This is a genomic window from Streptomyces sp. AC627_RSS907 (genome assembly GCF_019049165.1).
In genome coordinates, this window is sequence record NZ_JAGMUE010000104.1 from 1 (window position 1) to 26583 (window position 26583).

The 26583-nt window shown below is 68.9% G+C and carries 24 protein-coding genes and 12 pseudogenes; 27 read left to right on the forward strand and 9 right to left on the reverse strand.

Annotated elements, in window-relative coordinates; genetic code table 11:
* The 4 genes and pseudogenes from KUM32_RS23055 to KUM32_RS23070 all read left to right on the forward strand — a co-directional run.
* Positions 1 to 588 (forward strand): transposase (locus tag KUM32_RS23055; RefSeq protein WP_308408701.1); only part of this gene is annotated, 588 nt, incomplete at its 5' end.
* Between the two features lie 7 nt (positions 589 to 595).
* The gene (locus tag KUM32_RS23060; protein WP_254405993.1) at positions 596 to 1153 is read left to right on the forward strand and encodes a maleylpyruvate isomerase family mycothiol-dependent enzyme; all 558 of its coding nucleotides are present in this window, start codon (positions 596 to 598) and stop codon (positions 1151 to 1153) included.
* A gap of 84 nt (positions 1154 to 1237) precedes the next feature.
* Positions 1238 to 1663 (forward strand): annotated as a pseudogene (locus KUM32_RS23065) (transposase); the annotation flags it as partial.
* A gap of 232 nt (positions 1664 to 1895) precedes the next feature.
* Positions 1896 to 2675 (forward strand): IS5 family transposase, encoded by a 780-nt coding sequence (locus KUM32_RS23070; protein WP_217143850.1) that lies wholly within the window; start codon positions 1896 to 1898, stop codon positions 2673 to 2675.
* Here the strand turns inward: KUM32_RS23070 and KUM32_RS23075 are convergent.
* A complete protein-coding gene (locus KUM32_RS23075; RefSeq protein ID WP_217143851.1) occupies positions 2632 to 3177 on the reverse strand; it encodes a hypothetical protein in 546 nt (181 codons plus the stop codon). The genes KUM32_RS23070 and KUM32_RS23075 overlap by 44 nt on opposite strands.
* Positions 3178 to 3524: 347 nt before the next feature.
* On the opposite strand from KUM32_RS23075, the gene KUM32_RS23080 reads away from it, so the two are divergent.
* Both KUM32_RS23080 and KUM32_RS23085 read left to right on the forward strand, forming a co-directional pair.
* Complete coding sequence (locus KUM32_RS23080; protein ID WP_217143852.1) at positions 3525 to 4052, forward strand: hypothetical protein; 528 nt, start codon at positions 3525 to 3527, stop codon at positions 4050 to 4052.
* Positions 4053 to 4430: 378 nt separating this feature from the next.
* Positions 4431 to 4595: pseudogene (locus KUM32_RS23085) on the forward strand (3-hydroxyacyl-CoA dehydrogenase family protein); the annotation flags it as partial.
* 273 nt (positions 4596 to 4868) lie between these two features.
* On the opposite strand, the gene KUM32_RS23090 reads toward KUM32_RS23085, so the two are convergent.
* A complete protein-coding gene (locus KUM32_RS23090) occupies positions 4869 to 6209 on the reverse strand; it encodes an APC family permease (RefSeq protein WP_217143853.1) in 1341 nt (446 codons plus the stop codon).
* Entirely contained in the window at positions 6202 to 7134 is a 933-nt protein-coding gene (locus KUM32_RS23095; RefSeq protein WP_217143854.1) for a carbon-nitrogen hydrolase family protein, read from the reverse strand. The genes KUM32_RS23090 and KUM32_RS23095 overlap by 8 nt, the downstream gene beginning before the upstream one ends.
* Before the next feature lie 314 nt (positions 7135 to 7448).
* Between KUM32_RS23095 and KUM32_RS23100 the strand changes: the two genes are divergently transcribed.
* The 5 genes and pseudogenes from KUM32_RS23100 (at position 7449) to KUM32_RS23115 (ending at position 10920) form a co-directional block, all read left to right on the forward strand.
* Positions 7449 to 8114 (forward strand): helix-turn-helix domain-containing protein, encoded by a 666-nt coding sequence (locus KUM32_RS23100; protein ID WP_308408702.1) that lies wholly within the window; start codon positions 7449 to 7451, stop codon positions 8112 to 8114.
* A gap of 245 nt (positions 8115 to 8359) precedes the next feature.
* A pseudogene (locus tag KUM32_RS43680) lies at positions 8360 to 8728 on the forward strand (PAS domain-containing protein); the annotation flags it as partial.
* A 16-nt stretch (positions 8729 to 8744) separates the two neighbouring features.
* Positions 8745 to 9059, forward strand: a pseudogene (locus KUM32_RS43685) (hypothetical protein); the annotation flags it as partial.
* A gap of 109 nt (positions 9060 to 9168) precedes the next feature.
* Complete coding sequence (locus KUM32_RS23110; RefSeq protein ID WP_217143857.1) at positions 9169 to 9663, forward strand: GNAT family N-acetyltransferase; 495 nt, start codon at positions 9169 to 9171, stop codon at positions 9661 to 9663.
* 138 nt (positions 9664 to 9801) lie between these two features.
* Positions 9802 to 10920: pseudogene (locus KUM32_RS23115) on the forward strand (IS701 family transposase).
* A gap of 41 nt (positions 10921 to 10961) precedes the next feature.
* On the opposite strand, the gene KUM32_RS23120 reads toward KUM32_RS23115, so the two are convergent.
* Positions 10962 to 11348 carry a MerR family transcriptional regulator gene (locus tag KUM32_RS23120; RefSeq protein ID WP_217143858.1) on the reverse strand — a complete coding sequence of 129 codons (387 nt, stop codon included), beginning with the start codon at positions 11346 to 11348 and terminating at the stop codon, positions 10962 to 10964.
* Between the two features lie 61 nt (positions 11349 to 11409).
* Here KUM32_RS23120 and KUM32_RS23125 point away from each other — a divergent pair.
* The 15 genes and pseudogenes from KUM32_RS23125 to KUM32_RS23190 all read left to right on the forward strand — a co-directional run bounded on the left by KUM32_RS23125 (position 11410) and on the right by KUM32_RS23190 (position 22294).
* Positions 11410 to 12116: pseudogene (locus KUM32_RS23125) on the forward strand (SDR family oxidoreductase).
* Positions 12117 to 13062: 946 nt separating this feature from the next.
* Positions 13063 to 13887: an SDR family oxidoreductase gene (locus tag KUM32_RS23130; RefSeq protein ID WP_217143859.1), complete on the forward strand. Its 825-nt coding sequence runs from the start codon at positions 13063 to 13065 to the stop codon at positions 13885 to 13887.
* 139 nt (positions 13888 to 14026) lie between these two features.
* Positions 14027 to 14778 (forward strand): annotated as a pseudogene (locus tag KUM32_RS23135) (transposase family protein); the annotation flags it as partial.
* A 100-nt stretch (positions 14779 to 14878) separates the two neighbouring features.
* A complete protein-coding gene (locus KUM32_RS45365; RefSeq protein ID WP_217143860.1) occupies positions 14879 to 15049 on the forward strand; it encodes a hypothetical protein in 171 nt (56 codons plus the stop codon).
* 36 nt (positions 15050 to 15085) lie between these two features.
* Positions 15086 to 15563 (forward strand): annotated as a pseudogene (locus tag KUM32_RS23145) (acyl-CoA desaturase); the annotation flags it as partial.
* A pseudogene (locus KUM32_RS23150) lies at positions 15564 to 15899 on the forward strand (sensor histidine kinase); the annotation flags it as partial.
* The gene (locus tag KUM32_RS23155; RefSeq protein ID WP_217143861.1) at positions 15896 to 16570 is read left to right on the forward strand and encodes a response regulator transcription factor; all 675 of its coding nucleotides are present in this window, start codon (positions 15896 to 15898) and stop codon (positions 16568 to 16570) included. The pseudogene KUM32_RS23150 and the gene KUM32_RS23155, both read left to right, overlap by 4 nt.
* A 144-nt stretch (positions 16571 to 16714) precedes the next feature.
* Positions 16715 to 17098 (forward strand): annotated as a pseudogene (locus KUM32_RS23160) (ATP-binding cassette domain-containing protein); the annotation flags it as partial.
* A pseudogene (locus KUM32_RS23165) lies at positions 17086 to 17427 on the forward strand (FtsX-like permease family protein); the annotation flags it as partial. The pseudogenes KUM32_RS23160 and KUM32_RS23165, both read left to right, overlap by 13 nt.
* Before the next feature lie 181 nt (positions 17428 to 17608).
* A complete protein-coding gene (locus tag KUM32_RS43695) occupies positions 17609 to 17800 on the forward strand; it encodes a hypothetical protein (RefSeq protein ID WP_254405990.1) in 192 nt (63 codons plus the stop codon).
* 13 nt (positions 17801 to 17813) lie between these two features.
* Positions 17814 to 19211, forward strand: a complete 1398-nt coding sequence (locus tag KUM32_RS23175; RefSeq protein WP_217143863.1) for an MFS transporter — start codon at positions 17814 to 17816, stop codon at positions 19209 to 19211.
* Entirely contained in the window at positions 19208 to 20440 is a 1233-nt protein-coding gene (locus tag KUM32_RS23180) for an FAD-dependent monooxygenase (RefSeq protein ID WP_217143864.1), read from the forward strand. Before KUM32_RS23175 ends, KUM32_RS23180 begins: the two co-directional genes overlap by 4 nt.
* A complete protein-coding gene (locus KUM32_RS45370) occupies positions 20437 to 20571 on the forward strand; it encodes a hypothetical protein (RefSeq protein ID WP_374227542.1) in 135 nt (44 codons plus the stop codon). Before KUM32_RS23180 ends, KUM32_RS45370 begins: the two co-directional genes overlap by 4 nt.
* A gap of 77 nt (positions 20572 to 20648) precedes the next feature.
* Positions 20649 to 21152 (forward strand): hypothetical protein, encoded by a 504-nt coding sequence (locus tag KUM32_RS45375; protein WP_374227543.1) that lies wholly within the window; start codon positions 20649 to 20651, stop codon positions 21150 to 21152.
* Positions 21153 to 21655: 503 nt separating this feature from the next.
* On the forward strand, positions 21656 to 22294 hold the full coding sequence (locus tag KUM32_RS23190) for a TetR/AcrR family transcriptional regulator (RefSeq protein ID WP_217143865.1): 639 nt from the start codon (positions 21656 to 21658) through the stop codon (positions 22292 to 22294).
* Here KUM32_RS23190 and KUM32_RS23195 read toward each other — a convergent pair.
* Positions 22276 to 23754 (reverse strand): serine/threonine-protein kinase, encoded by a 1479-nt coding sequence (locus KUM32_RS23195; protein WP_217143866.1) that lies wholly within the window; start codon positions 23752 to 23754, stop codon positions 22276 to 22278. The two genes, KUM32_RS23190 and KUM32_RS23195, sit on opposite strands and share 19 nt — an antisense overlap.
* A gap of 98 nt (positions 23755 to 23852) precedes the next feature.
* Here KUM32_RS23195 and KUM32_RS23200 point away from each other — a divergent pair, with 98 nt between their 5' ends.
* Entirely contained in the window at positions 23853 to 24473 is a 621-nt protein-coding gene (locus KUM32_RS23200) for a hypothetical protein (RefSeq protein WP_217143867.1), read from the forward strand.
* 219 nt (positions 24474 to 24692) lie between these two features.
* Here the strand turns inward: KUM32_RS23200 and KUM32_RS23205 are convergent, their stop codons facing one another.
* From KUM32_RS23205 to KUM32_RS23215, 4 genes and pseudogenes are all read right to left on the reverse strand, one after another.
* Positions 24693 to 24971: a hypothetical protein gene (locus KUM32_RS23205; RefSeq protein WP_217143868.1), complete on the reverse strand. Its 279-nt coding sequence runs from the start codon at positions 24969 to 24971 to the stop codon at positions 24693 to 24695.
* A 414-nt stretch (positions 24972 to 25385) separates the two neighbouring features.
* Positions 25386 to 25628 carry a Tn3 family transposase gene (locus KUM32_RS45380; protein WP_374227544.1) on the reverse strand — a complete coding sequence of 81 codons (243 nt, stop codon included), beginning with the start codon at positions 25626 to 25628 and terminating at the stop codon, positions 25386 to 25388.
* 22 nt (positions 25629 to 25650) lie between these two features.
* Positions 25651 to 26137 (reverse strand): annotated as a pseudogene (locus KUM32_RS45385) (Tn3 family transposase); the annotation flags it as partial.
* Between the two features lie 193 nt (positions 26138 to 26330).
* Positions 26331 to 26583 (reverse strand): LysR substrate-binding domain-containing protein (locus KUM32_RS23215; RefSeq protein ID WP_254405991.1); only part of this gene is annotated, 253 nt, incomplete at its 5' end.

Here is a 26583-nt window from a genome sequence, read left to right on the forward strand (position 1 = left end):
CAAAAAGGGGCGGTGAAGAAACGTGCCTGGATCGTGTTCCTCGACGAATCAGGCGTATCGCTGCTGCCCGAGGTGCGCCGCACCTACGCACCCCGCGGCCGCACCCCTACTCTGCGGCACCGGCTGAACTGGAAACGAGCCGGGATGGCCGCCGCGCTGGGCTACCACGCCGCCGACCCCCCACGCGGCCCGCGGCTGTGCTTCCACCTCAAGCCGGGCAGCTACGACACCACTTCCCTGATCGAGGTGCTGGAACAGATCAAGACCTTCTACGCCGGTGAGCCGGTGGTGCTGGTATGGGACGGACTGTCCGCCCACTGGAGCCGGGGCATGCGGGCCTGGGTGGCCGAGCAGGACTGGCTGACGCTTGAGCGGCTGCCGGCCTACGCACCCGAACTCAACCCGGTCGAACTGCTGTGGTCGGCCATCAAGACCCGCGAGCTGGCCAACCTCGCCGGCGACCACCTCGCCGATGTCGCTGACGCAGCCGAACGCGGCATCCACCGAGTCTGCTCCAGCGAGCAACTCCCGTGGTCCTTCCTCACCCACACCGGCCTGACCATTCATCCCCAAACACCACAGAACTAACGAAAACCTGCTCGACTCCGCCTCTGATGCGCAGTGGGATACGCCATCCATGTGTGAGGGCTGGCGGGTTCGCGAAGTGATCGCGCACCTGACCATGGCGACCCGGTACTCCGAAGAGGAGTTCATGGCCGAGTTGCGCCACTGCGGCTTTGACTTCAGCCGCTTGTCGAACCAGATCGCCGGCCGGGACGCTGAACTGCCGACGGACCAGCTCGTCGCCAACCTACGCGCCGACGTGATGCACCGCTGGACGCCGCCGGGCGGCGGGTACCACGGCGCGCTCAATCATGTGGTGATCCACGGCCTCGACGTGACCGTGCCGCTCGGGGTGCCGCGCCGCTCACCCGACGAGACCATCCGGGTCGTCCTCAACGACCTCACCGAGGGCGGCAGGCACACACACTTCGGCATCAACATCGATGGACGCAGCTTCCAGGCCACCGACCTTGACTGGTCGTACGGATCGGGCCCGGCACTGCGCGGCGCCGCCGAAGACCTGGCACTCAGGCTCTGCGGTCGGACAATCCCGGATGGACGGCTGGAGGGCACACCACTTCACAGATAGGAGCGGTGGCGGGCCCCGGCAACAGAACGGGCACAGGTCCGGTGATCATGGAGTTGCGACGCTCTGTGATCACTGGGGATACCTGTGCCCGCGCTGCCATCATGGCTGACCGAACCACTCTGGGACCAATTCGCGGCCCTGCTGCCCGAGCGGCCGACATACCATCCGGACCATCCGCTCGGCTGCCACCTCCCTCGGGTCAGCGACCGGATCATCTTCGACAAGCTCCTGCAACTACTGCGCTTCGGCTGTTCTTACGAGGCGATTGCCGACACGACGTGCTCGGCCACCACGATCCGCAACCGACGTGACGAGTGGATCCGACTCGGTGTCTTCGCCCGGCTCAAACAGATCACATTGGAGTCCTACGACCGGAGCGTCGGCCTCGTCCTCGACCAGATAGCCGTCGACGGCTCGATCACCAAGGCTCCCGGAGGCGGCGAGGTCGCAGGACGCTCACCGGTCGACCGCGGCAAACAGGGCCTGAAACGTTCGGGCATAGGGAAAGGCACACGTCCAGCACGTTCTGACGGCCATCGCCGTCAACATCGAACGCCTCAGCGGACTTCCACCCACCGAGGAAGCCCCCATGCCCCGCCGACCAACCGCCTTCCAGAACTACCTCGACCGGCGCGAAATCCCCCGGCCGAAGTCGTGGCGAAGCCTGGGCAGCTGACCTCGACGACTCCAAGATCCCCGACAGAGTCAAGCTGAGAAGCTGTTGTCGTTCCGACTTTGTGGGGTGGGCGTCGAACGGGAGTCTCGATCGGGTGATCGCGGCTGGCCGCGGGGCAGGGGCGGGCAGCCTGAGGCTTACTGCCACCGGGCGGTACTGGACGCGATCCGCTACCTCGTGGACAACGGGATCAAGTGGCGGGCCATGCCGGCCGACTTCCCGCCGTGGGACCGGGTCTACGCGTTCTTCCGCCGCTGGCGCGATCACGTGCTGGTCAGGGAATTCCACGACCGGCTGCGCGACCGGGTCCGCCAGAAGGCAGGGCGGGACGTGGAGCCGACGGCCGGTGTGATCGACTCGCAGTCCGTCAAGGCGGACGCCGCCGTCGGCGCCGACAGCCGCGGCTTCGACGGCGGCAAGCTGATCAACGGCCGCAAACGGCACGTCGTGGTCGACACCCTCGGCCTGCTGCTGGGCGTCATGGTCACGAGCGCGGACATCGGAGACCGCGCCGCCGCGAAGGTACTGCTCGAGCGGGTGGCCGGCGCCCACCACCGGCTGGAACTCGTATGGGCCGACGGCGGCTACACCGGCAGCCTCGTCGAGCACTGCCTGGCCGCACTCGCCCTGGTCCTGGCGATCGTCAAGCGCAGCGACGACACGCGTGGCTTCGTGGTCCTGCCCAAGCGGTGGATCGTCGAGCGCCTTTTCGCCCACCTGATGCGAAGCCGCCGCCTGGCGCGCGACTACGAACGCCGCACCACCAGCGCCGAGGCGATGGTCTACTGGTCGATGACCATGGTCATGACCCGCCGCCTGGCCCGCTCACGTTCTGCGCGAGCGTGAAGCGGCCCGGCTGACGCTCGGCCAGCCAGCCGCGCGCGACCAGCCGCTTCGCCTTCGACCGCAACGCCTCCACCTTCGACGGCGCCGCGTCCAGGCCGAACAAGACTGCCATCTCCTGGCAGGTCAGCGGCCCTTGACGGAGGCGATGGCGGTCCGCGAGGGCCTGCAGGATGCGCTGGTAGTCCATCGACAGCACGGACGCGTCCAGACCCTCGCGCCACACCAGCACCTGCGACTTCGGCTTCGCTGCCATCGATGCCGATGATGCCTCCTCTGCCTGCCCCTGGGCCGGCATCGCCCGTTCGGTCCGGGCGTGATCTCCGGTCTCGTCCACCGGACCCAGCACCTCGCCGACCCGCGAGCGGGCGATGACCCACTCCTTCCATTCCCGCTCGGCCACAGCCAGCTCGGCCTGGACGCGGTCAGCCCCCTCCCGCAGCTCGTCCACACGACGGCGAGCACCCAGCTCACGCTGTTCGAGCAATCCCACGACCGGCGGCATCCACGGCCTCCCCAGGAACGATGACACGACAGGCCACCCCTCCCACAGGAGTACCGAGCCCATGCCTGACCAGCGAAAACACCGCCCTCAGGTTCGGTACAACAACACCTACTTACCAGTAGCCGCCGGACCTGAACAGCAGCGGCGCCCCGGACCAGTAGATGTGCAGGGCACGCGGCCGCGTCGCCCGCGGCCCCTTGAACGCCGCCTGGTCAGCCCTCTGACCTGCTACTGGACTGACTTGCGCTCAGCAGAAGTCACCCATTCTGCCAGTCAGCTCCCCAGCAACATCCCGCTCGATGCTGGAGTCGGAGGTTAGTGTGACTGCCATGCCTGATGAGGTTCGCATGACGACGACGGTCCACATCGAACGGTCCCTGTTCGGTCTCACCGCTGAGGGCAGCACTGTGGAGTGGACGGACCTGCCGATGGGACCGACCGGTGCGGTGCACGTTGCGGAGGGCACCGCCCTGTTCATCAGTAACGCGCAGGAGCACGACGCCACACTCACGCTCCAGGTCAGTATCCACCCGTCAGCAAGTGTGGGTGAGGGGTTCGTGCTGGTCGGGAGCTGGCCCTTCCGCAGCTACCTGGGGACGTTGGTGCTCGATACGCCCAACGCGGGCGGAAGCATCGACTTCCGTCTGGAGCCGAGCAGCGTGTACACGATGCACGTGTGGCGCAAGGGCGGGGAGAGTGCCCAGGAGCGTTTCGACGGCGGCCTGCGCGGCGTCACGCCGAAGACGGGGCTTGAGGACTATCTGGTCGAATTCGTACCCAGAGGTTCGACGCATGCCGTCACCCTGGCTACGCAGTCCCGGTCTCATCCACCGGTGGATGAGACCGGGCAGCGTCCGGCGAACTGGGTGGGCTGACCGGTGGCCCGCAGGGGGGACCGGTCAGGGTTGGTTACAGTAGGAGCTGTGAACCCGGGTCGAGCAAGCTCCGCATCCCGGGCAGGCGGCGCCGACCGTGGTGCATTGCGCATCAAGACGCACTTTCTCCATCTCCACGTCCACCGACGGCGGCGTGGGTCACCGTCACGCCGGGCAGCAACGCCCGTTCCCTCACGGAGCACGTCTTCGCGCTCACTCTGACTCTCGCCCGGTGCATCCCGGCCGCCACGGAGGGTATCGCCGTCGGCCAGTGGGCCGCCATCAAACCCGCGCTCACCGGGTTCGAACCGCAGGGCCGCACACTGGGCCTGCTCGGGGGCCTGCTCGGCTTCGGCCGCATCGCCGCGCTGACCGCCGGACACCGTCGCCTCGATCGCCGAGTCGCTCTACGGCGAGTTCCGCGAGTCACTCTGTGCCCCGCCTCCACTGCTCCAGCGGATGGTGGGGGCGGGGCTGCTCAGCCGCAAGGCCGGCCGGGGGTTCCGCAAGGCGCGAGCACCTCGAATCTGCCCGCCTCAGTGAGGAACCCTCCCTGCGGCCCGGCACCTCCGCCTGGCCCTCCTACAGCCTGCCCACCCAGCCCGCCTCCGACGTCTCCGAGTGCGACGAAAGCGATCTCGTCTGAAGGCCACTCCCCCTTTCCACCGTTGGCCAGCGGCTAGACCCCCCGGGCTGCGGACGCTCCGCATCCCGAGGTGCGGTTGTCCCGACCCACCCGGTCTCACTCTGCTCTTGCCATGCCTTCCACCACGGCTCCGACATCCGAACGCGGCGGCGATATCCTAGATCTTCTCGTCACCGTGCCGGAGCCGCGGTGTCTTCGAGGACGAGTTCAGGGATGGGTCGCTGGAATCCACGGGTGAGCCAGAGCAGGTAGGCGCATCCGGCCGCGAGCCAGGTGAGGCCGATGGTGAGCGCGTCCGAGCTCAGCTGGGTGATCAGGTAGACGGTGACGCAGGAACCGAGCGCCGGTACAACGACATACCCCAGGAGGCTACCGCCGCTGATGTCGCGGTTGCGGAGGTAGAAGACCACGACGCAGACGTTGACCATGGTGAATGCGGAGAACGCACCGAAGTTGATGAAGGATGTCGCCGTCTGCAGACCGATGTCCAGACCGGTCAGGCACATGGCCCCCGTGAGGAGGAGGCTGAGGACCGGCGTCTGCGTCCGGGGGTGCAGCGCACCGAAGAACCGCCGCGGTAGGACGTCGTCCCGGCCCATGCTGTACAGCAGGCGGCTGGAGCTGAGCTGCACGGCGAGGCCCGAGGCGAAGCCGCCGATGATCGTGGCCATGTTGGCCCAGTCGGCGAACGTCTGACCGCCGACCTGCATGGACATCGTGTACGAGATGATGTCCGGGTTCTCGAAGCGCCCGCCCGGGTGCACGAGTTGCATGATGTAGGCGACGGCGGCGAAGAGCAGGCCGCCGATCGCGACGACGAGGACGACAGCACGGGGAATGGTGCGGTGCGCGTCACGGGTCTCCTCGGAGAGCGTGGTGACGGCGTCGAACCCGAGGTAGGAGTAGGCGGCCACGGCAGCGGCGGCCGACACACCGACCAGCCCGCTGTCGGCGTTCCACAGGGGCGCCGTGTACGACTGCGGCTCGTGGCCCGCGAGGTGGATCAGGCAGTACGCGACGAACAGCAGCACCAGGAACACCGCGAGTGCGGTCAGGAGTTTGTTGACCCGGTCGGCGACCGAGACACCGATGATGTTGACCAGAGTGGTCAGTCCGGCGTTCAGGAGCATCCACGCCCAAACCGGGATGGCCGGGAACTGGGCATTGAGGTACACGGACTGGACGAGCCAGGCGACCATCGGCAGGAACAGGTAGTCGAGGAGGACGAGCCAGCCGACTAGGAACCCGGCTCGTCCGCCCAGCACGTTGCGGGCGTAGCCGTATGCCGATCCGGATACCGGGAAGTGCCGAGCCATCTTGGCGTAGCTGAGCGCGGTGAGACACATCGCTCCGGTGGCCACGAGGAATGCGGTCGGGGCGGTGCCCGCGCTTTCCGCGGCGATCACGCCGAACAGCACCATCACAAGGCTGGGCGCCATGTAGGAAAGCCCGAAGGCCACGACGGATGTCAGCGACAGTTTGGGGGCGAGCCCCGCGGAGGTCTCACTCATGGCCGGCACCGCCGCCCGAGGTCGTCCCGCTGCCGGTAGCGGGGCGCAGCGGGGCTGGCGTCTGCGGCGGCACGGTGGGGCGCCAGGTGGCGGGGTCGATGTGCCCGTTGTACAGGGGGAGTTCGAGGGGGCTGTCTCCCTCCTGGAAGTGCTCCCACGGCCAGGAGTCACCGCTCGTGCCGAAGGTGCGGGCGGCCCCGACCCGGTCGAAATCGACGACGCCGACGAAGGTGGCGTCCTCCATGCCGGCGGCCGGGATCTGGAAGTGTCCCTCGGGGTCGACGAGCAGGGTCCCGCCGTGGGCCGTCGGCGACGCGCCGTTGACGCTGGCCACCCATATCTGGTTGACGATCGCGTTCGCCTGGTTGAGGGGGATCTCCTGGGTCCGCCCGGTGGTCGGCGTCTGGACCAGGTTGATCACCAGTTCGGCGCCCATCCACGCCAGATGCCGGGTGACTTCCGGGTACCAGCTGTCGTAACAGATCGACAGACCCACCCGGCCGTAATCGGGCATGTCGAACACGACGAAGTCGCGCCCGGGACAGAACGGTTCGTACGGGCGCCAGGTGAAGATCTTCCGATATGCGGCGACCCGCTCTCCCTCCGGGTTGTAGACCACCGCGGTGTTGTAGACCGAGCCGTCCTCCGCGCGCTCCAGGACCGTGCCGGGCACCAGCCAGATGCCCAGTTCACGAGCGAGTGCGCCGAGGGCCCGGCCGCGCGGGCCGTCGAGCGGCTCCGCGTACCGGCCGATGGCCTCCTGCTCGGACATCGACTCCACACCCAGCGAGCAGAGGTGCAGCTCCGGATAAATGACAAGTGTGGCAGCGTTCGGGGATTTCATGCGCCGGCGCAGACCCTCGGCGAAATCTTCGAGGGATTCCGCGGGCGTCTGGACCAGGGCGACGCGTAGGTATCGGCTCATGAGGGCTCCTGGGATGACGGACGGGCCGTGTCGGAACGGGAACGCACAGGCGCTGTCACCCGCGGCCGAGCCCGTCGGGGCAGTCGTCGGCGGCGGCGTGACCTGCGCTACGGAACCTGATGCGCTACGCCGTTGTCAACGACGTTGGCAACACCGGTGCCATCTTGTTGGTAAGGTCGACGTCCGTACCCCGACCGAAGAGACCCAGTTCCATGGCGAAGAGCACGGCATCCGGATCACCGGCATCTCCCAGGACAGGCGCCGGCCACAGGACCGGCGCGCGCCAGCGCAGAAGCGTGCGGCGGGAAGCCGCGGTGAACGCTGCGTTCCAGCTCGCCGAGCGGGAGGGACCGGCCGGCCTGTCCATGCGCAGGCTGGCCCAGGAGCTAGAGGTGGATGTCTCCATCCTCTACCGGCTCTTCCGCGACAAGGACGAACTCATTCTTGCGCTGTGTGAGCGGACGATCGAGATCGAACTCGACGAGATCGGTGCCGCCCCCGAACAGGAAGCCTGGCAGGACACCCTGCGCCGCATCGCCGACGTCACCTGGGCTTACCAGATCCGCTTTCCGGCCATCACCCTGCTCAGCTTCGCCCGCACCACCGGCGGACCCTCCGAGGCCCGCATGGTGGAGCTGCTGCTCTCCGCGTTCGAGCGCGCCGGCCTGCCGCCCGCCCAGGCCGTCCTCTTCTACCGCACCTTCATCGACACCGCCCTCGGCCTCTGCGCCCACTCCGCCTCGCTCAGCACACTCGCCCCCGAGGACCGCGAGAAGGACGACTCGGCCTGGACCCGCGTCTACTCCCGCCTGCCCGAGCGCCAGTACCCGGCGACCACGAAGCACATCCACGACCTGACCGCCGTGACGCAGAAGGCGATCTACACCTCCGCCATCGAGGCGATCCTCGCAGCCGCCGAACACGCAGCCGCCCAGCACGCGAACCGCCTCCCGCTGATCACTCCCCCGCTGGCGGAGTGATCCACGTGGCATACCGCACGATGCGGCTGGGCGCGGGCCCCCGGCTTCAAGCGGTTGTCACACAGCGTACGGCGCTGTCAAGGGCAAGAGGGAAAGCGTTACCGACACGCCCGGTCGCCCCTGCGTACTAATTCACTCGAGGGAAGCGCCCGCGGACGACGCCTGGACGCCACCGGCCACTGCCCGCAGTTGAGCGCGCCGCAGGCCGCCGGGCTGGCCATCCTCGAGTTCCTGGAGTCTCTGCGATGTGCACGGCAGGAGAGCTGTCCGGGACCGTGAACCAGGCCATGGGCGCCGCGTTCACCGCGCTGCTGGGGGACAGCGCCGAGGAACTGTACGAGTTGGCCGCGTGCGGATACCTGTCCATGCTCATGGACAGCACCATCGCCAAGATCAACAAGGCGCTGCTGGAGTGGCTCGGTCTGGAACACGAGGCAGTAGTAGGCCGTAAACCGTTCGCCACCTTGCTCACCGTCGGCGGCAATTTTTACCACGAGACGCACTTCGCGGCCACTGCTGCGGATGCAGGGCGAGCTACGCGGCACCGCCCTGGAGATGAAGACCGCCGGCGCCCCAGGCTGTCGGTGCTGGTCTCCTCCACCGTCAAGCACAGCAGCGAGGTCCGTCGTGGGCCTGGTCGGCAGACCCCGTCGACGCCCCGACGCGCTGCTGGCCGACCGCGGCCACGACCACGACAAGTACCGCCGCCTGCACTGGCAGCCAGGGATCCGCCCCGTGACCGCGAAACGGGGCGAGCCGCACGGCACTGGCCTGCGCATCTTCCGCTACGTCGTCAAGCGCACGATCGCCTGGCTGCACGGCTCATGAAGCCTTCCTCGGCCTCGCCACCTGCCTGATCACCCACCGCCATTCCGCCGCCTGCGGATCCGCTGGGAACGACGCGACGACATTACAACGCCTAGCTCCGTGAGATGTCTTTGCTAGGACCACTTAGTACTCCAGCCGTAGATCGTCATGTGCCCTGGTCTTGGGGCTGTCTGCCACTGGCGGAAACTCAGGTGGCCTCAGCGCACGGTCTGGGTAGAGTCGGGCGATGCCCGAGCTGAAGCGGCTGCATGCCGGCCACGCCCCGGCGGTCCTGGCCTTCGAGCTGGCGAACCGCAACTACTTCGCTGCCTCGATCTCCGACCGCAGCGACGACTTCTTCGACCAGTTCACCGACCGGCACAACGCCTCGCTGGCCGAGCAGGAGGCCGGCAGTTGCGCCTTCTACGTGCTCGTCGCCGAGGACGGCTCGGTACTCGGCAGGTTCAACCTGTACGACTTGGAGGACGGCACTGCCAGACTCGGCTACCGGGTCGCGGAGCGGGTCGCCGGCCGCGGCGTGGCGACCGAGACCGTCCGGGAGCTGTGCCGGATGGCGATAGCGATGCACGGCCTGCGCGCACTGCGGGCGGCCACCTCCCACGACAACGTCGCGTCCCAGAAAGTCTTGGCCAAGGCCGGGTTCGTCCCGGTTGGCCCTGCCACCCCGGCCGACCTCGGCGGCAAGTCAGGCACTTGGTACCAGCGCGACCTCCAGCCATAGACTTGATCTTGCTCGTGAGTCAGCTGCGGGACGGCTGCGGCCACCGCTGATCATCGGTGTGTGAAGACTAACGATCTTGCGGTGGCCGCAGGTCGCAGCGTAGACCCTGCTCGCTGGCAGGAAGCGTTCGAGGGCTTGATGAGCCGGACAGCCGGCCGGTTGCCCAGGTTGAACCCCGGCGTCGGGTACGGGATCTGGCGCTGGGGCTGCTGTCGGACCTGCCACGCAAAAACTGCTGGAGCATCGCCGAGTGGGCCGGAGAGGCCCCCCGGACGGCATGCAGCACCTGCTCGGCCGGGCCCGATGGGATGCCGACGCCGTGCGCGATGACGTGCGCGCGTACGTCCTGGAGCATCTGCACGACGAGAGTGCAGTGCTGGTGGTCGGCGAGACCGGGGACGTGAAGAAGGGCACGCACACCGTCGGTGTCCAGCGCCAGTACACCGGCACCGGCCGGGAGAATCGAAAACGCGCAAGTCGCTGTCTACCTCGTCTACGCGGGACTGCGCGGGCACGCGGCGGTGGGCCGGGAGCTGTACATCCCGCGCTCCTGGACGCGCGACCCAGAACGCTGCCGAGCCGCGGGCCTGGACGAGGACACGGTCTTCGCGACCAAGCCGGAGCTGGCCGCCCGCATGATCGGCCGATACCTCGGTGCCGGGCACCGCGCCGGCTGGGTCGCGGCAGACGAGGTCTACAGCGGCAACCCGAAGCTGCGCACCGCGGGAAGAGCACCAGGTCGGCTACGTGCTCGCCGTCGCCTGATCACATGAAGTCACCACCGGCGCGGGGAAGTTCCGCGCGGATGCCCTGGCCGCGAAGGTGCCCAAGCGGGCCTGGCAGAAGCTGTCGGCCGGGGCCGGGGCCAAGAGGCACCGCTTCTACGACTGGGCGGTCACCGGTCTGGCCGAACCCTGCCCCGGCAGCCGCCAGCTGCTGATCCGCCCCGGAAAGAGCCTGGCCGGACTCGACGAGCACCAAGTCCGCCGCTACACCTCCTGGTCCCGCTGGGTCACCCTGGCCATGCTCGCTCACGCCTTCCTCGCCGTTGTCCGCGCCGACGAACACGCCCGGCGCCCCGCGCCTGACGGGCTTATCCCGCTCACCTGCAACGAGATCCAGCGACTGTTCATCACCTTGGTCGTCCGGCCCGTGCGCGAGGTAGCCCACCGGCTCGCCTGGTCCGCCTGGCGACGCCGCCACCAGGCCCGAGCCCAGGCCAGCCACTACCAACGACAAGCCGCGAATCAGACATGAAGATCACGATCTACGGCTGGAGCACTAGGAAGTCCGGTCGATCATGTGGCGGCATTCACGCTCGCCGAGCATGTAGCTGGAGAGATCGCAGACGCGGTGGCGAGGCCGATCAGCTCATCGAGTCGGTCGTGCGCCCTGGTCAGGTCGTCGATCTGGGTCCGGATGCGGTCGCGTTCCTCCTTGAGTCGCTGTGTCATCCGTGGGGCCGCAACGAGGGTGTCCAGGAAGGGCAGGAGCTGCAGGATCGCTTTGCTGCTCAGCCCGGCCGAGTAGAGAAGCTGGATGAACTTGACCCGCTCAATGGCGGACTCGGGATACTGCCGGTGGCCGCTGGGGCTGCGGTCGGCGATGACGAGCCCCTGCTCTTCGTAGTAGCGCAGCGCACGGACACTGACCCCAGCGCCTTCGGCCACTTTTCCGATACGCATGGCACCTCCCGGCGGTCCAGACTTGATCCTCACGTTAACGTGAGGTTTTAGTCTACGTCGCATGAACATCCACGGAGCCACCGCGCTCGTCACCGGAGCCAATCGCGGCATTGGCCGTCATCTCGCTGCCCAGCTCGTTGAGAGGGGCGCGAAGGTCTACGCGACCGCCCGTCGACCTGAGTCGATCGATCTCGACGGTGTCGAGGTCCTCGCCCTGGACATCTCCGACCCCGTCGCCGTCGCGGCGGCAGCCCGCGCAGCAGGCGACGTCAACCTGCTTGTCAACAACGCCGGGATAGGAGGCGGCACCCTGCTCGGTGACCTGGACGCTGTCCGTGCTGCACTGGACGTGACTTCTGGGGCACGCTGTCCATGGCTCGCGCTTTCGCGCCGGTCCTCGCGGCGAACGGCGGGGGCACGATGGTGAACATCGCCTCGTCGGCGTCCTGGTTCGTCTTCCCCGGCAGCAGCGCCTACGCGGTCTCGAAGGCCGCCCTCTGGAGCATGAGCAACGCGCTGCGCCAGGAACTGGCCGGGCAGGGCACGAGCGTCACCTCGGTGCACCTCGGAGCGGCGGACACCGACATGATGAAGGGCTACGACGTACCCAAGATGGACCCGTCCGTTGTCGCCCGTATCACCCTCGGCGGTGTCGAGGCCGATGCGTTCGAGGTTGTCGTCGACGAGTTCACCGCGATGGTCAAGGCGTCGCTGAGCAAGGACCCGCGCGACTTCGACAAGCAGTTCCAGCAGTTTCTGAACTCCTGACCACAGCCAGGGGCCCCGCACGGAGGAGTTTCGGTGGCGGGGCCGGGGGGCTGCGGCTGTCGGGCCCCGTTGTCGCCGGTTGCGCAGACGTAGTCGCGGTGGTGGTGCGAGAATCGGGCGGCCCGCAGACCCGCGTGGCGTCTGGGTGGGGCTGCTGACCGACAACGCCAAAATGATCAGTCGCGTTGTGCCTCGCGGGAGGCCGACTGTCCGCTTCTGCGGGAACTCCGGCGGGTGATTCGCCTGGTCATAAGGGTGATCGCGGCCCAGGTGATCAGCGACTCGGGGTATGGCATTCACCACCCACCGCAGGGCCGGGACACCGCCCCACGGCCGTGACAAGACCCGGCCCGCACCTGAAGAGAGTCAGACCGAAAATACGACGATCACAACAAACGATCGCAATTTGCCGAGTTGTAACCGAAGGTGCAATTTTAATGCGTTCGCGTTGCGGTCACTGTGACCGTTCACCGAACGGTTCCATTCGGACCCGCCAGGCCCTCGTGACGCACCGCCGCGAGCAGTAGACCGCGTTCGAACGGCGGTCCGCCCCCGCGACCCAAGTGGTCCCGCACTCAGGGCACTCGGCCCGGCCGGCACCACCCCACTCCGCAGCCACCCGCTTGCGCAACCGCAGGACCCGACGCCACTGCCTGGCACGACACTCCGTAGAGCAGAACCCCGCCCGAGGCGGGGCGTCCGGCCTCAGCCGATCGCCACAGCTCTCGCACACTCGCTCTACAGCCTGCCCGGCGTCCTCGGACACCCAGCCAGCCTAGGTCACAGAGCTACTCAAAACCGGGGATCGAAGACAGCCTCTCCGGGCCGCTCTGCGTCCGGGCGCCGGCTCAACCGCCGCACGGCCCCGGCCGTCATGCAACTCCTGCATGACGGGTTGCGAAACAGGTCTTGGACGAGACCACCGACAGACCCGTTGGCTGGTCGCATGACCGTCGACTACCACGCACAGACCGTTCTGCTCACCGGGGCCAGCTCCGGGATCGGAGCCGCCTTCGCCACAGCCCTGGCCGCACGCGGTTCCCACCTCGTGATCGTCGCCCGGCGCGCCGAGCGGCTGGAATCGATGGCGGACGAGCTGCGCCGCACCACCGATGCCCGTATCGATGCGATCCCGGCCGACCTCTCTCACCCGACCGCCGCACACGAACTTCACCAGGCGGTCGCTGATCGGGGCATCCAGGTCACGAGCCTGATCAACAGTGCCGGGTTCGGCTCGTTCGCCATGTTCCCCGGCGCGGATCCAGAACAGCTCACCGCCGAGATCGCCGTCCATGCGACGGCACCGGTGCAGCTGACCGCGGCGTTCCTGCCTCAGATGGTGAACGCCGGAAACGGCTTCGTCATCAACCTCGCCAGCGTCTCCGCCTATCTCCCGTCTCCCCGGATGGCCGTCTACAGCGCCACCAAGGCATTCGTGCTCAGCTTCACCGAATCACTGTGGACGGAGCTGCGCGGCACCGGCCTCACGGTGTTCGCCGTCGCGCCCGGCGCCACCGCCACCGACTTCACCACCGGGATGGGGCCAGACGCCGGGGTGCTGACCGCCGGGAAGCTGCGCACGCCCGAGGATGTCGTCACCACCGCGCTGCGCCACCTCGAGCGCCGCAGTCCCGGCCCGACCGTCATCGACGGGCACCTCAACCAGCTCAGCGTACTCATGAGTCGATTCATGAGCCGACGCCGGAACGCCCTGACGATGGCGCGCGTCTTCGACCCCGGCCGGTTGTCCCCTTCGCAGCCCACCGGGTGACTCATCCCGTGCTGGCGGCTCACTGAGCTTTGTCAGCTTGGCCACTGATCGAGTGACGGGAGTGGTCCCCGCAACGCACAAGGCTCCCGTGCCGTGGAGGAGGTGTTCTACGTCTCAACCCACCGGCGCGGGAGCCTCGTTGGTTGTCCATCCTGCCGCACTCGACCTGCCTCACGCCCTGGTCGAGTGGGTCACCATGCTCATCGTCACCCGCGAAGTGACCGTCGCTGCAAACTCCCGCCGCATCAGCGTGCCCTGATCGGTCTGGTGTACCTGCGCCGGCACGACACCCTGGCTCAGATCGCGGCCGGCTTCGGGATCTCGGTCGGCACCACCCACACCTACGCCTCCGCCGTCATCACCCACCTGTCCGAGCGAGCGCCCGGACTGCTGCGGGTGCTGCGGGTGCTGCGGGAGACCAATCCCGAGCACGTCCTCCTCGACGGCACGCTCGCCGAGTACGACCAGGTCGGCGACAGCCGGGCCGACTACTCCCACAAACACCGCCGCCACGGTGTGAACGTGCAGGTAGTGACCGATCCCGCGGGCAGACTGCTGTGGATCTCACCCGCACTGCCCGGCCGCACCCACGGCCTCACCGCGGCACGCACCCACAAAATCATCCGGATCTGCGAATGCCAGGGCGTGCCCCTCCACGCCGACCGCGCCTACATCGGAGCCGGCCCCTGGGTGACCACACCACTCAGACGCCCGCCCCGCCGAGAAATCACAGCGACCCAGCGCACGAACCGGGCACTGTCAGCGGCACGAGCACCGGTCGAACGGGGCGTCGCAAGTCTGAAGTCCTGGCGGATCTTCCGCAGTGCCCGATGCAGCCCGAACCGCCTGTCGTCAATCGCCGCAGCCGTCCTCGCCCTGGAGCGTCAGCGACGATCCTGTGCTGGTACCAGATCGCGATGCTCGCCGCCGCGGTTCCCGCCTCGTGCTTCGGGGAGACCCCCGGGCTGACCGCGGCGCCGGACTCGGGCGAATGGATCCTGACGCGGCCGGTAGGATGCCGCTCTTCGCGGGGCTGCTCGTGGTGATCACGACGTTCGCCCAGCCCCTGGAGAGCCGCCCGCGGAAGCACGCCGGCACGACCCGGCGGGCGACGGCTGGCGTACTGGCCGCGGGCTTCGAACACTTCGCGCTGGCAGCATGAGGGACGACCCCACCACTGCGCCACTCCACCCCTGCACCACCCCACCGAACAAAGGACCCCGACGTCGCCGCCGACGTCCTCGTCTTCACCAGCGAGCAGGCCGCCGTCCGCACGGGCTTCCGCGGCTGGCTCCACCCGCCACCAGGCATGGCTCTTCTTCCCCCTGCCCCTCCTCGAAGGCCTTGCCCTGAAGCTCTACGGCTTCCAGCACCTGCGCCGTCAGACCGGCCGCGAACGGCTGGTGGCGGGCACCCTCCTCGCCGCCCACATCGCCGGGTACGTCACCTTGCTCCTGGCGACCATGCCGCTCACGCACGCACTCGTCTTCGCGGCGCTCCACCAGGCCCTGTTCGGCCTGCAGCTGGGCATGGCCTTCGCGCCCAACCACAAGGGGATGGACATGCCCGACCCCGACGGCGAGAAATGGGGACACCTGCGGCGCCAGGTGCTCACGTTCCGCAACGTCAGGGGCAGCTTCCTCCCCGACTGGTTCCTCGGCGGCCTCGACTACCAGGAGGTGCCCGAGGCGGTGGGCCTGTCCGCGTACCGGATCGTCCAGGAGGCCCTGGCGAACGTCGTGCGGCACGCGCCGGGTGCCCGCACGCAGGTCTCGCTGTCGGTGTCGGAGCGCGACCCGGGGGCGGGCGCGCGGCTGATCGTTCTGGTGGTCAACGGGCCGTCGCTGGAGCCGTCCGCCGCGCCGCTCGAGGTGGGCGGCACCGGGCACGGGCTCGTCGGTATGCGCGAGCGGGTGCGGATCATCGGTGGCAGCCTCGACGTGGGGCCGCTGCCGGACGGCGGTTTCCGGGTCGCCGCCCTACTTCCCCTGACCGGAAAGGACTTCACATGACGACGCGCGTCCTCATCGTCGACGACCAGGCCATGGTGCGGGCCGGTTTCGCCGCGCTGCTGGCCGCCCAGAGCGACATCGACGTGGTGGGCGAGGCCCCCGACGGCGCGCAGGGCGTCGAGCTGGGCCGGCGCACCCGTCCCGATGTCGTGCTGATGGACGTCCGGATGCCCGGGATGGACGGCCTGGAGGCCGCTCGCCGCCTTCTGTCGCCGCCGCCGGGTGTGACACACCGGCCGCGTGTCCTGATGCTGACCACGTTCGACGTCGACGACTACGTCTACGAGGCGCTGCGGGCGGGCGCGAGCGGTTTCCTGCTCAAGGACGCGCCGCCGGCCGACCTCATCGCGGCGGTCCGCGTCGTGGCCGCGGGTGACGCGCTGCTCGCCCCCTCCGTGACGCGCCGCCTCATCGCGGACTTCGCCAGGCAGCGTCCCGCCGCCCGGGGCAAACCCGCGCTGCGCCTCAAGGGCCTGACGGAACGCGAGACCGAGGTCCTCACCCTGGTGGCCCGCGGCCGGTCGAACGGGGAGATCGCGCAGACGCTGGTGCTGGCCGAGCAGACGGTGAAGACGCACGTCAGCCGCGTCCTGACCAAGCTCGACCTGCGCGACCGCGCCCAGGCGGTGGTCTTCGCCTACGAGTCGGGGCTGGTCGCCCCGGGCGAGTAGGACGGCCGCCGCCGCCCCGCCCTCCTCCACCACCCCCTACCGCGGTAGCACCTCCACATTGGCTCCCGGGTATGACGCCCGGGGCGCAGCCGTCCCCGCACTCTTCACCCGTCACAGAATGTGCACGTATGAGGGAGACGGGACATGAGGCTACGCAGCGGCAAGCGACAGAAGGCGGACAACCGGGCGGAGGTGGACGACCGGCCCGAGGTCCCGGCCGCCACGCCCGGTCTCGCCGTCGAGCTGCGCGGCGTCCGGCGGCAGTACGGCCGCGGGGCGGGCACGGTGCACGCCCTCGCGGGCATCGACCTGGCCCTGCCGCGCGGAACGTTCACCGCGGTCATGGGCCCGTCCGGGTCCGGCAAGTCCACCTTCCTGCAGTGCGCCGCCGGGCTCGACCGGCCGTCGGCGGGATCCGTACGCCTCGGCGGCACGGAGATCACCGGCATGAACGAGAACGAGCTCACCGAGCTCCGCCGCAGCCGCCTCGGCTTCGTCTTCCAGGCGTTCAACCTGCTGCCGACGCTGGCGGATTCGCCGCCGTCGCCGCGGTCAACACCCTGGTGATGACGGTCCTGGACCGCCGCCGCGAGCTGGGCACGCTGCGCCTCGTCGGCTCCACCCGGCGTCAGGTGATGACGATGCTGCGCTGGGAGAGCCTGCTGGTCTCCGTGGTGGTCCTGGTCCTCGGCTCCGCGATCGCCGCGGCCACGCTGATCCCCATGATGAACGGCGTGACCGGTGACATGCCGTACGTACCCCCACTGGTGTACGGATCCTTCGCGGTCGCCGCCGGCGGCCTGGCACTGCTCGCGGCTACCCTGCCGGCCCGCGCGGCACTGCGCCGCTGGTCGTAGCGCGGGCGCACGGGACGGGAGTCGGCGTGATGCCATTCCCGCCCCCTTCGCGTGCGGCCGGCGGATCATCCCCGCGGCCCGAACCGTTGCAGCCGGACGGCTGGACGACTATGGCCTCGCGGCGGACTCCCGGCTGGGAGCGGCCCGCCCTCAAGGGGCACTGCGGCGAGGCGCCGCCGTCATGCTCATCGTCCTCGGAGCGGTCACCGGCGCCGTGCTGTGCCAGGCGCACGAAGGTCTCTCGGTGGTGGCAGCGGCCTGCGTCGTACTGGCCGTGACCGCCCTCGGCCACGCCTGCGCCCGCGTCGACGGCCCAGCGGCGGGCAGCCACTCCCGGATCAACCACGACGATATCGACCGCCCTCGGCAATGACGGAAGGACACTCATGACCACAACCCTGGCTCCCCCGGTCCCCATCGGGAAGGGCGCTGTCGGAGCCCTCGGCGTGCTGGCACTGTCCACCGGCGCTTTGGAGTCGGTGGTGTCACCGACGATCCCGCTCCTTGAACGCGAACTGGACATGAGCCAGTCCGAATCGGCCCTGCTCAGCATCGTGCTCCTCATCACCGGCGCGCTCATCACACCGTTGGCCGGCAAGTTCGGCGACCGCTACGGCGGGAAGAAGATCCTGATCCGGCTGATGGCGGTGGTCTCGGTCGGCGGCACGGTGTCCGCCCTGGCCCCGAACCTACCCGTGCTACTGGTCGGCCAGGTGTTGCAGGGCGCGATGATCGGCGCACTGCCCCTGTCGTTCATCATGGTCCGCAAACACCTCCCAGCGGGAGAGTCCAAGGTGGCCATCGGAGTGGTCAGCGGACTCTTCGTCGGCGGGTCGATGGTCGGCATGCTGTCGGCCGGGCCGGTGGCGGAACAGCTCTCCCGGCACTGGATGTTCGCGCTGCCGACAATGGCGGTCATCGGGGCCACGCTGCTCGTGAACGGGCTGATGCCGGCCGATGCGCCGGGACGGTCGGATGCCTCCGGAATCGACTGGCCCGGTCTGTTGCTTCTGAGCGGGATGCTGGTCACGCTCATGCTCGTCCTCGCACTGGCGCCCGAAGCCGGCTCGCAACCGATCGTGCTCGCCGCCCTCGTCGTACTGCTGGCCGTCTTCGTCACCGGATGGATCAAGGTCGAAGGGCGTACGGCCTCGCCGATGATCGACCTTCGCATGCTGGCACGGCCCGCGATATGGAAGGCGTGCGTGCTGACGTTCGTGATCTGCCTCGGTACCACGATGGCGGTCTATCTCATCCCGCAACTGCTTGACGAGCGCGGCGACGGGTACGGATTCAGGGCCAGCGCCACCGAGATCGGCTTCTTCCTGCTGCCCGGCGCCATCGCCGCGACGCTGGCCGGGCCGCTCGGCGGGATCGGGGACCGGCGTTTCGGCTCGCGTGCCGTGGTCAACACCGGCGTCATCATGATGGCCGTCGGCCTGCTGGCCGTGGCAGCCGTACATACCGAGATCTGGCACCTCGTCGTCGCCAAGGTGCTGATCGCGCTGGCCAACGGCCTGTGCGTCACAGCGATGATGACCAGCACCGCCACCGCCGTCGACAAGAACGACACCGGCATCGCCACCAGCCTGATCCTGGTGAGCCGCGTGGTCGGCTCCGCCGTGGGCGGTCAGCTCGGCGGTGCGCTGCTCACCGCCGGAACCCCTTCCGGGTCGGAGGTCGCGGCCGAAACGGCCTACGTCACCGGCTTCGTCATAGCCGGCGTCGTCGTACTGCCGGCCCTGTTCGTCACCCGCACCATGAGCAAAGGAGTCAAAGCATGACCCGCACCGACCAGGCGACGGCCACGCCCACCGGTACCCGCACCGCACCGCGGCGCAAGATCCTGATCTCCGGGGCCAGCATCGCCGGTCCCGCCCTCGCATTCTGGCTCAACCGCTACGGATACGAGGTCACCGTGGTGGAGAAGGCCGGCACACTCCGCAGCGGCGGCTACCCCATCGACGTGCGCGGCACCGCACTCGACGTCGTGGAGAAGATGGGGATCCTGCCACAACTGCGGGACGCGCACATCGACCTGCAACGGCTGACCTTCCTCGACGGGGACGGAACCGAGGTGACCTCGCTGCACCCCCATGCCGTCACCGGCGGCGTCGCGGGCCGGGACCTGGAGGTGCGGCGCGGGGACCTGACCGACGCTCTCTACGCGGCGGTCCGGGACGACGTGGAGTTCGTGTTCAACGACTCCATCGACACCCTCGACCAGACCGGCCACGGGGTCGACATCACCTTCCGCGAGGGCGGCAGCCGTACGTTCGACATGGTGCTCGGTGCGGACGGCATGCACTCACGTACCCGGGAGATGCTGTTCGGCCCCGAAGAGCAGTTCCACCGCTACCTCGGCTACTGCTTCGCTGTGTTCACCATGCGCAACACCTTCGGGCTCTCCCACGAGACCGTGATGTGGAACACCCCGGGCAGGGCCGCGGCCCTCTACGCCGTGGGGGACGACGCCGAGGTGCACGCCTTCCTGAACTTCGCCCAGCCGGAGCCGCCCATGGACGCGTTCCGGGACCCGGACGCCCAACGCGACCTGGTCACCAAGGTCTTCGCCGACGCGGGATGGGAGGTCCCGGGCATGCTGGCCGCCCTGCGCGACACGGACGACCTGTTCTTCGACGGGGTCAGCCAGATCCGTATGCCCCGCTGGTCCAGCGGCAGGGTTTCGCTGGTCGGCGACGCGGCGTACGCACCCTCGTTCCTCACCGGGCAGGGCACCAGTCTCGCGCTCGTCGGTGCGTACATGCTCGCCGGTTCCCTCGCGGACCGGGGCCACATCGCGGGCTTCGCCGCCTACGAGCACGGCACCCGGGAGTTCGTGACCGCGAACCAGGGGCTGGTCGGCCGGGGCGGCGCCACCCTCTTCCCGACCACCGCCCGGGACCTGGCGCAACGCAACGCCAGACTGCGCGACCTCAGCGCCATCCCCGCCTCGGTGGGACGACCTGCCCATTCGGCCCTCACCCTGCCCACCTTCACGCCCCTGATGTGAGCCCGGTGCCGCACCGCGAGACCGGCCAAGACCCCTACCGCATCTCCCCCGCCGTCCGATGCGACTGGACCCGCTTCCTGCAACTCGTCGAACGCGCGCTGCCCTCAGGCCCCGCCGGCCTGCCCGACTAGAACGGGCGCTCTCCCTGGTACGCGGCAGGCCGTTCGGTGGCGCTCCGCTGCCGTGGGCCGAGCCCTGCCAGCAGGAGATGACCACCCGGATCATCGACGTCGCGCACACCGTGGCCGCCTACCGCACCGCCCCCGGTCCTCACCAGGACCTCAGCGCCGCCCGCCAGGCCGTCGCGACCGGACTCGACGTCGACCACACCGCCGAACTTCTCTACCGCGACTGGTGCCGCCTCGAACACGCGGCCGGGAACCGGCAAGGACTGCACACTGCGGTCACCCGCATCCAACAGGTCAACCGGGAACTCGACTGCTCCCTGGAGACGGAGACCGGACAACTCATCAAGGAACTCCTCAACGACACCGACAGCGGAGCGCGCGCACGACCCTGTAGTTGCTGTTCCGGCGGTACCAAAGGGCGTAGACTTTCAGGTCGGCCGACTCGGCGATCGGTGGTCAGCCAGTTCTCCATGGACGCGTCCGACGGGATGAGGTCGGTGACGCACCTGGTGGCCGCGGCGGGCCCGTCGGCGGCAGCTTGGGTGGGGTCCGCGCCATCCTGGTGTCCCTTGAGCTCGAACTGAAGCTGTCTCGTTCCTGTTGCCTGTGTGTCTGGCCTCTACCTGGTTCGTGGGTGATAGGTCTTGCAGCTACTCAGGGGGGTGCCCTTCCGGTAGGTACACACCATGAGTGACATCTTTGTACTCTTCGGGAGCGACCAAGTCCTGGCGTTGCACTTCCCCTTGCCTGCCGTGACTTCGACTTCGCCCCAGGCTTGCCGCTGGAATAGGTCCTGAGCTGGGCATAGATGCCCCGGCCATTGGCCTTGGTATCGCATACGCCGACCCTGTACCGGCTCCGGCCAAGGTGATCGAACCGGGCGTATCCGCCGCTCGTCGACTGCAAGTCCGGGGCTCGACGGTCGGTGCTGGTGCGCAAGCCGGTCACAGCCCGGACCCTCAGCTGTACCGGCCCCCATGCTCAACGCTTCGTGGATTACTGTCAACGCTCCGTCAATTTTTTCTCCCGGTCGTGAGCCACCGCCCCCCAGATCGTGGGGAGCGTGCGGGGCGTAGTCTCAGCGGCCATGAACAGTCAGTCCGATGACGCGCGTTCGGCGGGTCGACGCCGCGCCAAGGTGAGCAAGGGTGATCTGCGGGAGCAGGCGCTGCTGGACGCGGCGGAAGAGATGCTCCGGCGGTCGACGATCGCCGGGCTGACGATGGAGGCCGTCGCGAAGCAGGCGGGGATCACGCGTTCCGCCGCGTACTTCTACTTCGCCTCCAAGGAGGAGGTGGTGCGCGCCGTTATCGAACGAGCTACCCGGCACATCTACACCGGCCTCGAAGCCTCCGGCGACGCGGTGGACACCACCAGCCTGAAGCGGGCCGTCGACGTCCAGGTCGACAACTGGCGCCGCCACGGCCACATCTTCCGCGTCGGTGTCGAACTGTCCGCCCGTGCCGAGTACCGGCAGGTGTGGGTCTCCCTGATGGAGCACGGCATCGACCTGGCCTGCCGGGCGGTCGCCCACGACCGCGCCCGCGGACTGGTCGGCGGCGATCCCGCACAGGACCGCGCCCGACTGGAGGCCCTCGCCTGGATGGGCGAACGAACCTGCTACCTGCTCTTCACCCGCGAGCACACTGAAGCCGATGAGGAGCAGTTGCGCGACACCCTCACCACCTTCGCCCACCGCGGGCTCGGCTACCGCACCAACGACTGACCCGCTCCTGCGACCGCCACTGTCCCGCTGCCAGCCGGTAAGGCGGCGGGCTCCTCACTGGCCCTGCTCAAGTCCCCCTCGGGGAATCCCGCCTCCTCACTCAAGGACGCGTAGTGCAGGCGACCGTCGTCCCGGAGCGTGACGCGAGCTGTCTCCGTGCTCTCTACGCACAGGTTCAGAGGGTTGGAGCCGCCGCTTTCGTTCGACCGGGTCTCCAGGACCAGGCGGTTGTCCTCGGCCGTCGTCAGCAGGAAGTCACTGGTGCAGCTGACGCCCTGCATCGAGACCGCCGCGTCCGTCGAGACGACATCACCTACCGTGCCCTGCGCGATCGTGATGCGCAGGGTACCGCCCGGCAGGTCACGTCTGGTCGTGAGCTGCCCTTCCCAGGTGCCCAGGAACGCCCCGGGGACGTCACCGCCGTCGCCGCCGTCACCTCCTGCCTGCACTGCGACGAACACCGTCGCCGACGCGGCGAGCGCGGCAGCGGCAGCAGCGAGGAGGAGCGGCCCCTTGCGTCGGCGCGACGGACCGGTGGGTCCAGTGCGCACGGTGTCGGCGAGGGCGGGCAGGGCGACCAGTTCCCGCATCAGGGCCTGGATGTCCGCGACGACCGGCGAGGGCAGCCAGCCCGCTCCGGCCAGGGACGCGGCCCCGTCCGGCGCCAGCGTGCGGGCTATCTCCCCGGCCGCGGGACGTGCCGCCGGGTCCTTGGCCAGACAGGCGGCGGCGATCTCCCGCAACCGACCCGACAGGCCGCCCAGATCCGGCTCCTCGTGCACCACCTTGTACATCAGGCCGGCCGCCCCGTCCCCGGGGAAGGGGCCATGGCCCGTCGCGGCGAACACCAGCACCGCCCCCAGCGTGAAGACGTCTGCCGGAGGGCCGACTTCACCGCCGATCACCTGTTCGGGAGACATGTAGCCCGGTGAACCGACGACCACTCCGGTGCGGGTCAGCGCCGCCGAGGCGTCCGTGGCCCGGGCGATCCCAAAGTCGATCAGCCGGGGACCGTCCAGGCCGAGCAGCACGTTGGCGGGCTTGACATCGCGGTGCACCAGCCCTCGGTTACGCACACCGTCGAGGGCCTCGGCCAGACCGGCCACCAGCAACCGTACCGACGCTTCCGGCAGCGGCCCGTGCCGCTGTACGGCCCGGTCCAGGGACACCCCCTGTACGAAGGCGGTGGCCACCCACGGCCGGGAGGACTCGGTGTCGGCGTCCAGCACGGGCGCGGTCCACGCGCCGCCCGCCCTGCGAGCCAGGCTCACCTCGCGTCGGAAGCGTTCCCGGAACTCCCCGTCCTGTGCGAATTCCGCCCGCACCAGCTTGACCGCGACCCACGGCACCTCGTTCCGCCTGCGGGCGAGGTAGACGCGGCCCATGCCGCCCGAGCCCACCCGTGCCAGCAGCCGGTATTCTCCCGCCCACCCCGGGTCGTCCGCCTGCAGTCGCTCCACAGCGCACCCCTCTCCCCGTCCCGTGATCAGCCGTCAGCCTAGATGTAAGTGGGCCGGAATTCGACACACCGTCAATTCTGTTAAGGCACAATGGGCTCATGGCAGACGCGGGAGCGCTCTACGGACTGATCGGCGCGGTCGTCGGGGCAGTGCTGGGCGCGGTGGCCATGGTGAGCGTGCCGGTCCTGGAACGGTGGTGGCGGCGTTCGGACACCGAGGCCGAACGCACTCGGCAGGCCGTCGACACCGAGATCGCGCGACTGACGAGCCTGCGGGTCACCGGACGGCACTGGATCGACGTCCTCAAACGCGCCGAACAGGACCTCGCGGCGGGCCGGGCCCCCGCTCTGGACACGTTCGACGCGGAGATCAAGGCGGTCGGCGTCCCGGCCATCGACGCCCACTACCTCCACCCCCTCTTCGCCCAGCACTCGCCCGCGACCCAGCAGGCCGCTGCCCACGCGTTCGACCGCCTGGAGGAAGCCACCCAGCTCCTCCGCCGCGACCTGCTCGGCAGCGTCGCCCAGGGCGTCTCCCGGGAGCGCGCCCTGGAAGCCTCCCTCGCCGTGGCCCGCGCCGAGCACGCCCGCGACCAGCTCAACGAACAACTCCTCGACCAGATCGCCAGGATCCAGCAGACTCTGCCCGACCCACCCTCGTCCATCACCGTCTCCCAACCCGGATCCCCCGGACGCGCCAGGACGAACCGGGGCCACTGAACCAGAGCTGGGTCAGGGCAACCGAACACGAGCCACTGAGCAAGAGCCGATCTCGATACCGCCGGTGGCGTGGCCCACTGCCTCAGACCTTGTTCACGACCGGGATTCTTCCGGGTGGTGGCGCCAGACAGCACGGCGGGTTCATGCTACTGAGTCTGGGTGGAGGATCAACCGCCGCGACGCGGTTTGGTGCCTGTCTCGTACTGCAAGCTGAATCGTTCAGAACGCATCGTTGATGAGCCCGAAGCCATCCGGGAACTCTTCCAGGAACTTGCGGCGAGTTGGGTTGGTCTCGGCGGCTGCCATCTCCCCGAGCAGGGCGATCAACTCGTGTTGCTGATCATTCGACAGCGTGCTGACCACGTGGGCGACGCCCTCCAGGACCTTGACCGCATCGTCCGGATCCATCTGCTCGTCTGCGCTGCCGTCGATGAACCACAGGACATCGACCAAAGCCTCGGCCAAGGCGTGAGTCAGGGATGGGTACGAGGACGTCACGAAGGGCTCCCAGAAGTTCAACGGCGCAGTCCGGCCACCCCACCACACACCACTGACATCACTGTCTGTGAGCCTCCACAGAAGTGGACCGGAGCCAGAACCATGAGAAGTGAATGAAGCCAGCCGGGACTGGGGCGTTGTCGTCGTTCCACGGGGTCGGGGCTCGATGAACGGCAGTGCGACGGCGTGCAGTTTGGTCTGGAGGTTGATGTCGCTGGTGGCGACGTACCACGCGGATCCGGGGTGCTGGGACTGCAGGAGCAGGGTCGAGGCGATGAACCGGTCGTCGGGGACGTCCAGGTCGAGCCAGTCGGGCAGCGCGTCGGACTTGGGCTCGATGTACTCGAAGACGGGGTGGACATCACCGGAGACCTGAACCCCGAGGGGTGACGTCGCCGTTGGTGCGCAGTCCCTTCAGACGCCGGTCGGCCTTCTTGGCCGCCTCGCGCAGAACGCCGGTCCGGCCGGCGCGCTTCTTCGGCGCCCGTCACGTCCGAACATGCGCAGCAGGTCGTAGGCGCGGACCTGGTTGGTGACCAGGGAACCGGCGACCTTCAGCGTGTCCGGCCAGTGCGTGATCACCTTGTTCAGATCGACCCGGTTACGGGCCAGGTCCTCCACCGCGCCGTAGTGGCCGGTCTCGACGCCGGGCATCATGGGCCCGCCAGAACCGCTGGCCCACCGTGGCGTACCGGGTCGCGAGCGCGGCCCGCAGGCGATCTCGGCCGCATTCTCGTCCTCGGGCACCAGCGACACCACCGTGGTCGCCGCGTTCATCACGGCGGCGCGCGGCGCGACTTCCTCCACTGTCGCCCACAGCGCGGCCACGTCCAGGTCCGCGCCGTGGTCCTTGACCAGTTCCAGCTCCTCGAACAGCACCTTCGCCGCCCGCGCGAGCACCCGCGACGCGCTCTCCAACTGCGGCAGCGCCGACAGCCGCTCCTTCTCCGACTTCCGCTTCGCCGTGTGCAACAGCCGGGGGCCACCAGGACCTGGAACAGGTCCAGGGTCTCGCTGATCGCCTTCGCCTCCAGGTGCCGCATCACCGCGGTCAGCATCGCCGTACGCTTCGGCTCCGCCGCCCGCTCCGAAAGCGCCGCCTTCGACCCCAGCGCGTACCGTGCCGGCGCGGCCATCCGGTTCGGCGGGATCTGCGACAGCAGCCGCTTGTCCGCGACCTTCCGGACCTCCGACACCTGCCGGGCGCAACTCCGATGCGACAACGTGGAGTTGAGGCGGGCGAACGAGAGGATGAAGCCCGAGGCGTACGGACGGTTCGTGGAGGAGCCGGCCTGCCGTTTGCCCGGGCCGTGCCTCCCGACAGGGGCGGATGCGCGTTTCACCGGCTGGTCCGGCGGGCTATGGAGCGGGTGCGTAGCCGCGGGTGCGGACGAGGTCGTGGGTGAGCCGGGTGAAGGCGCGGGCGGCGGCGCCGCGGTAGGCGCCCTCGCGGTGCAGGAGGGTGACGGTGCGGGTGGGCAGGGGCGGGTCGAGGGGGACGGGGGCCAGATGGGGGTGGTCATGGGTGATGGCGTCGGGCAGGACGGTGGCCAGGCCGGTGCGCTGGACGATCTCGGTGAGGGCCTGGATGGAGTTGGCCTCGATCCTGATG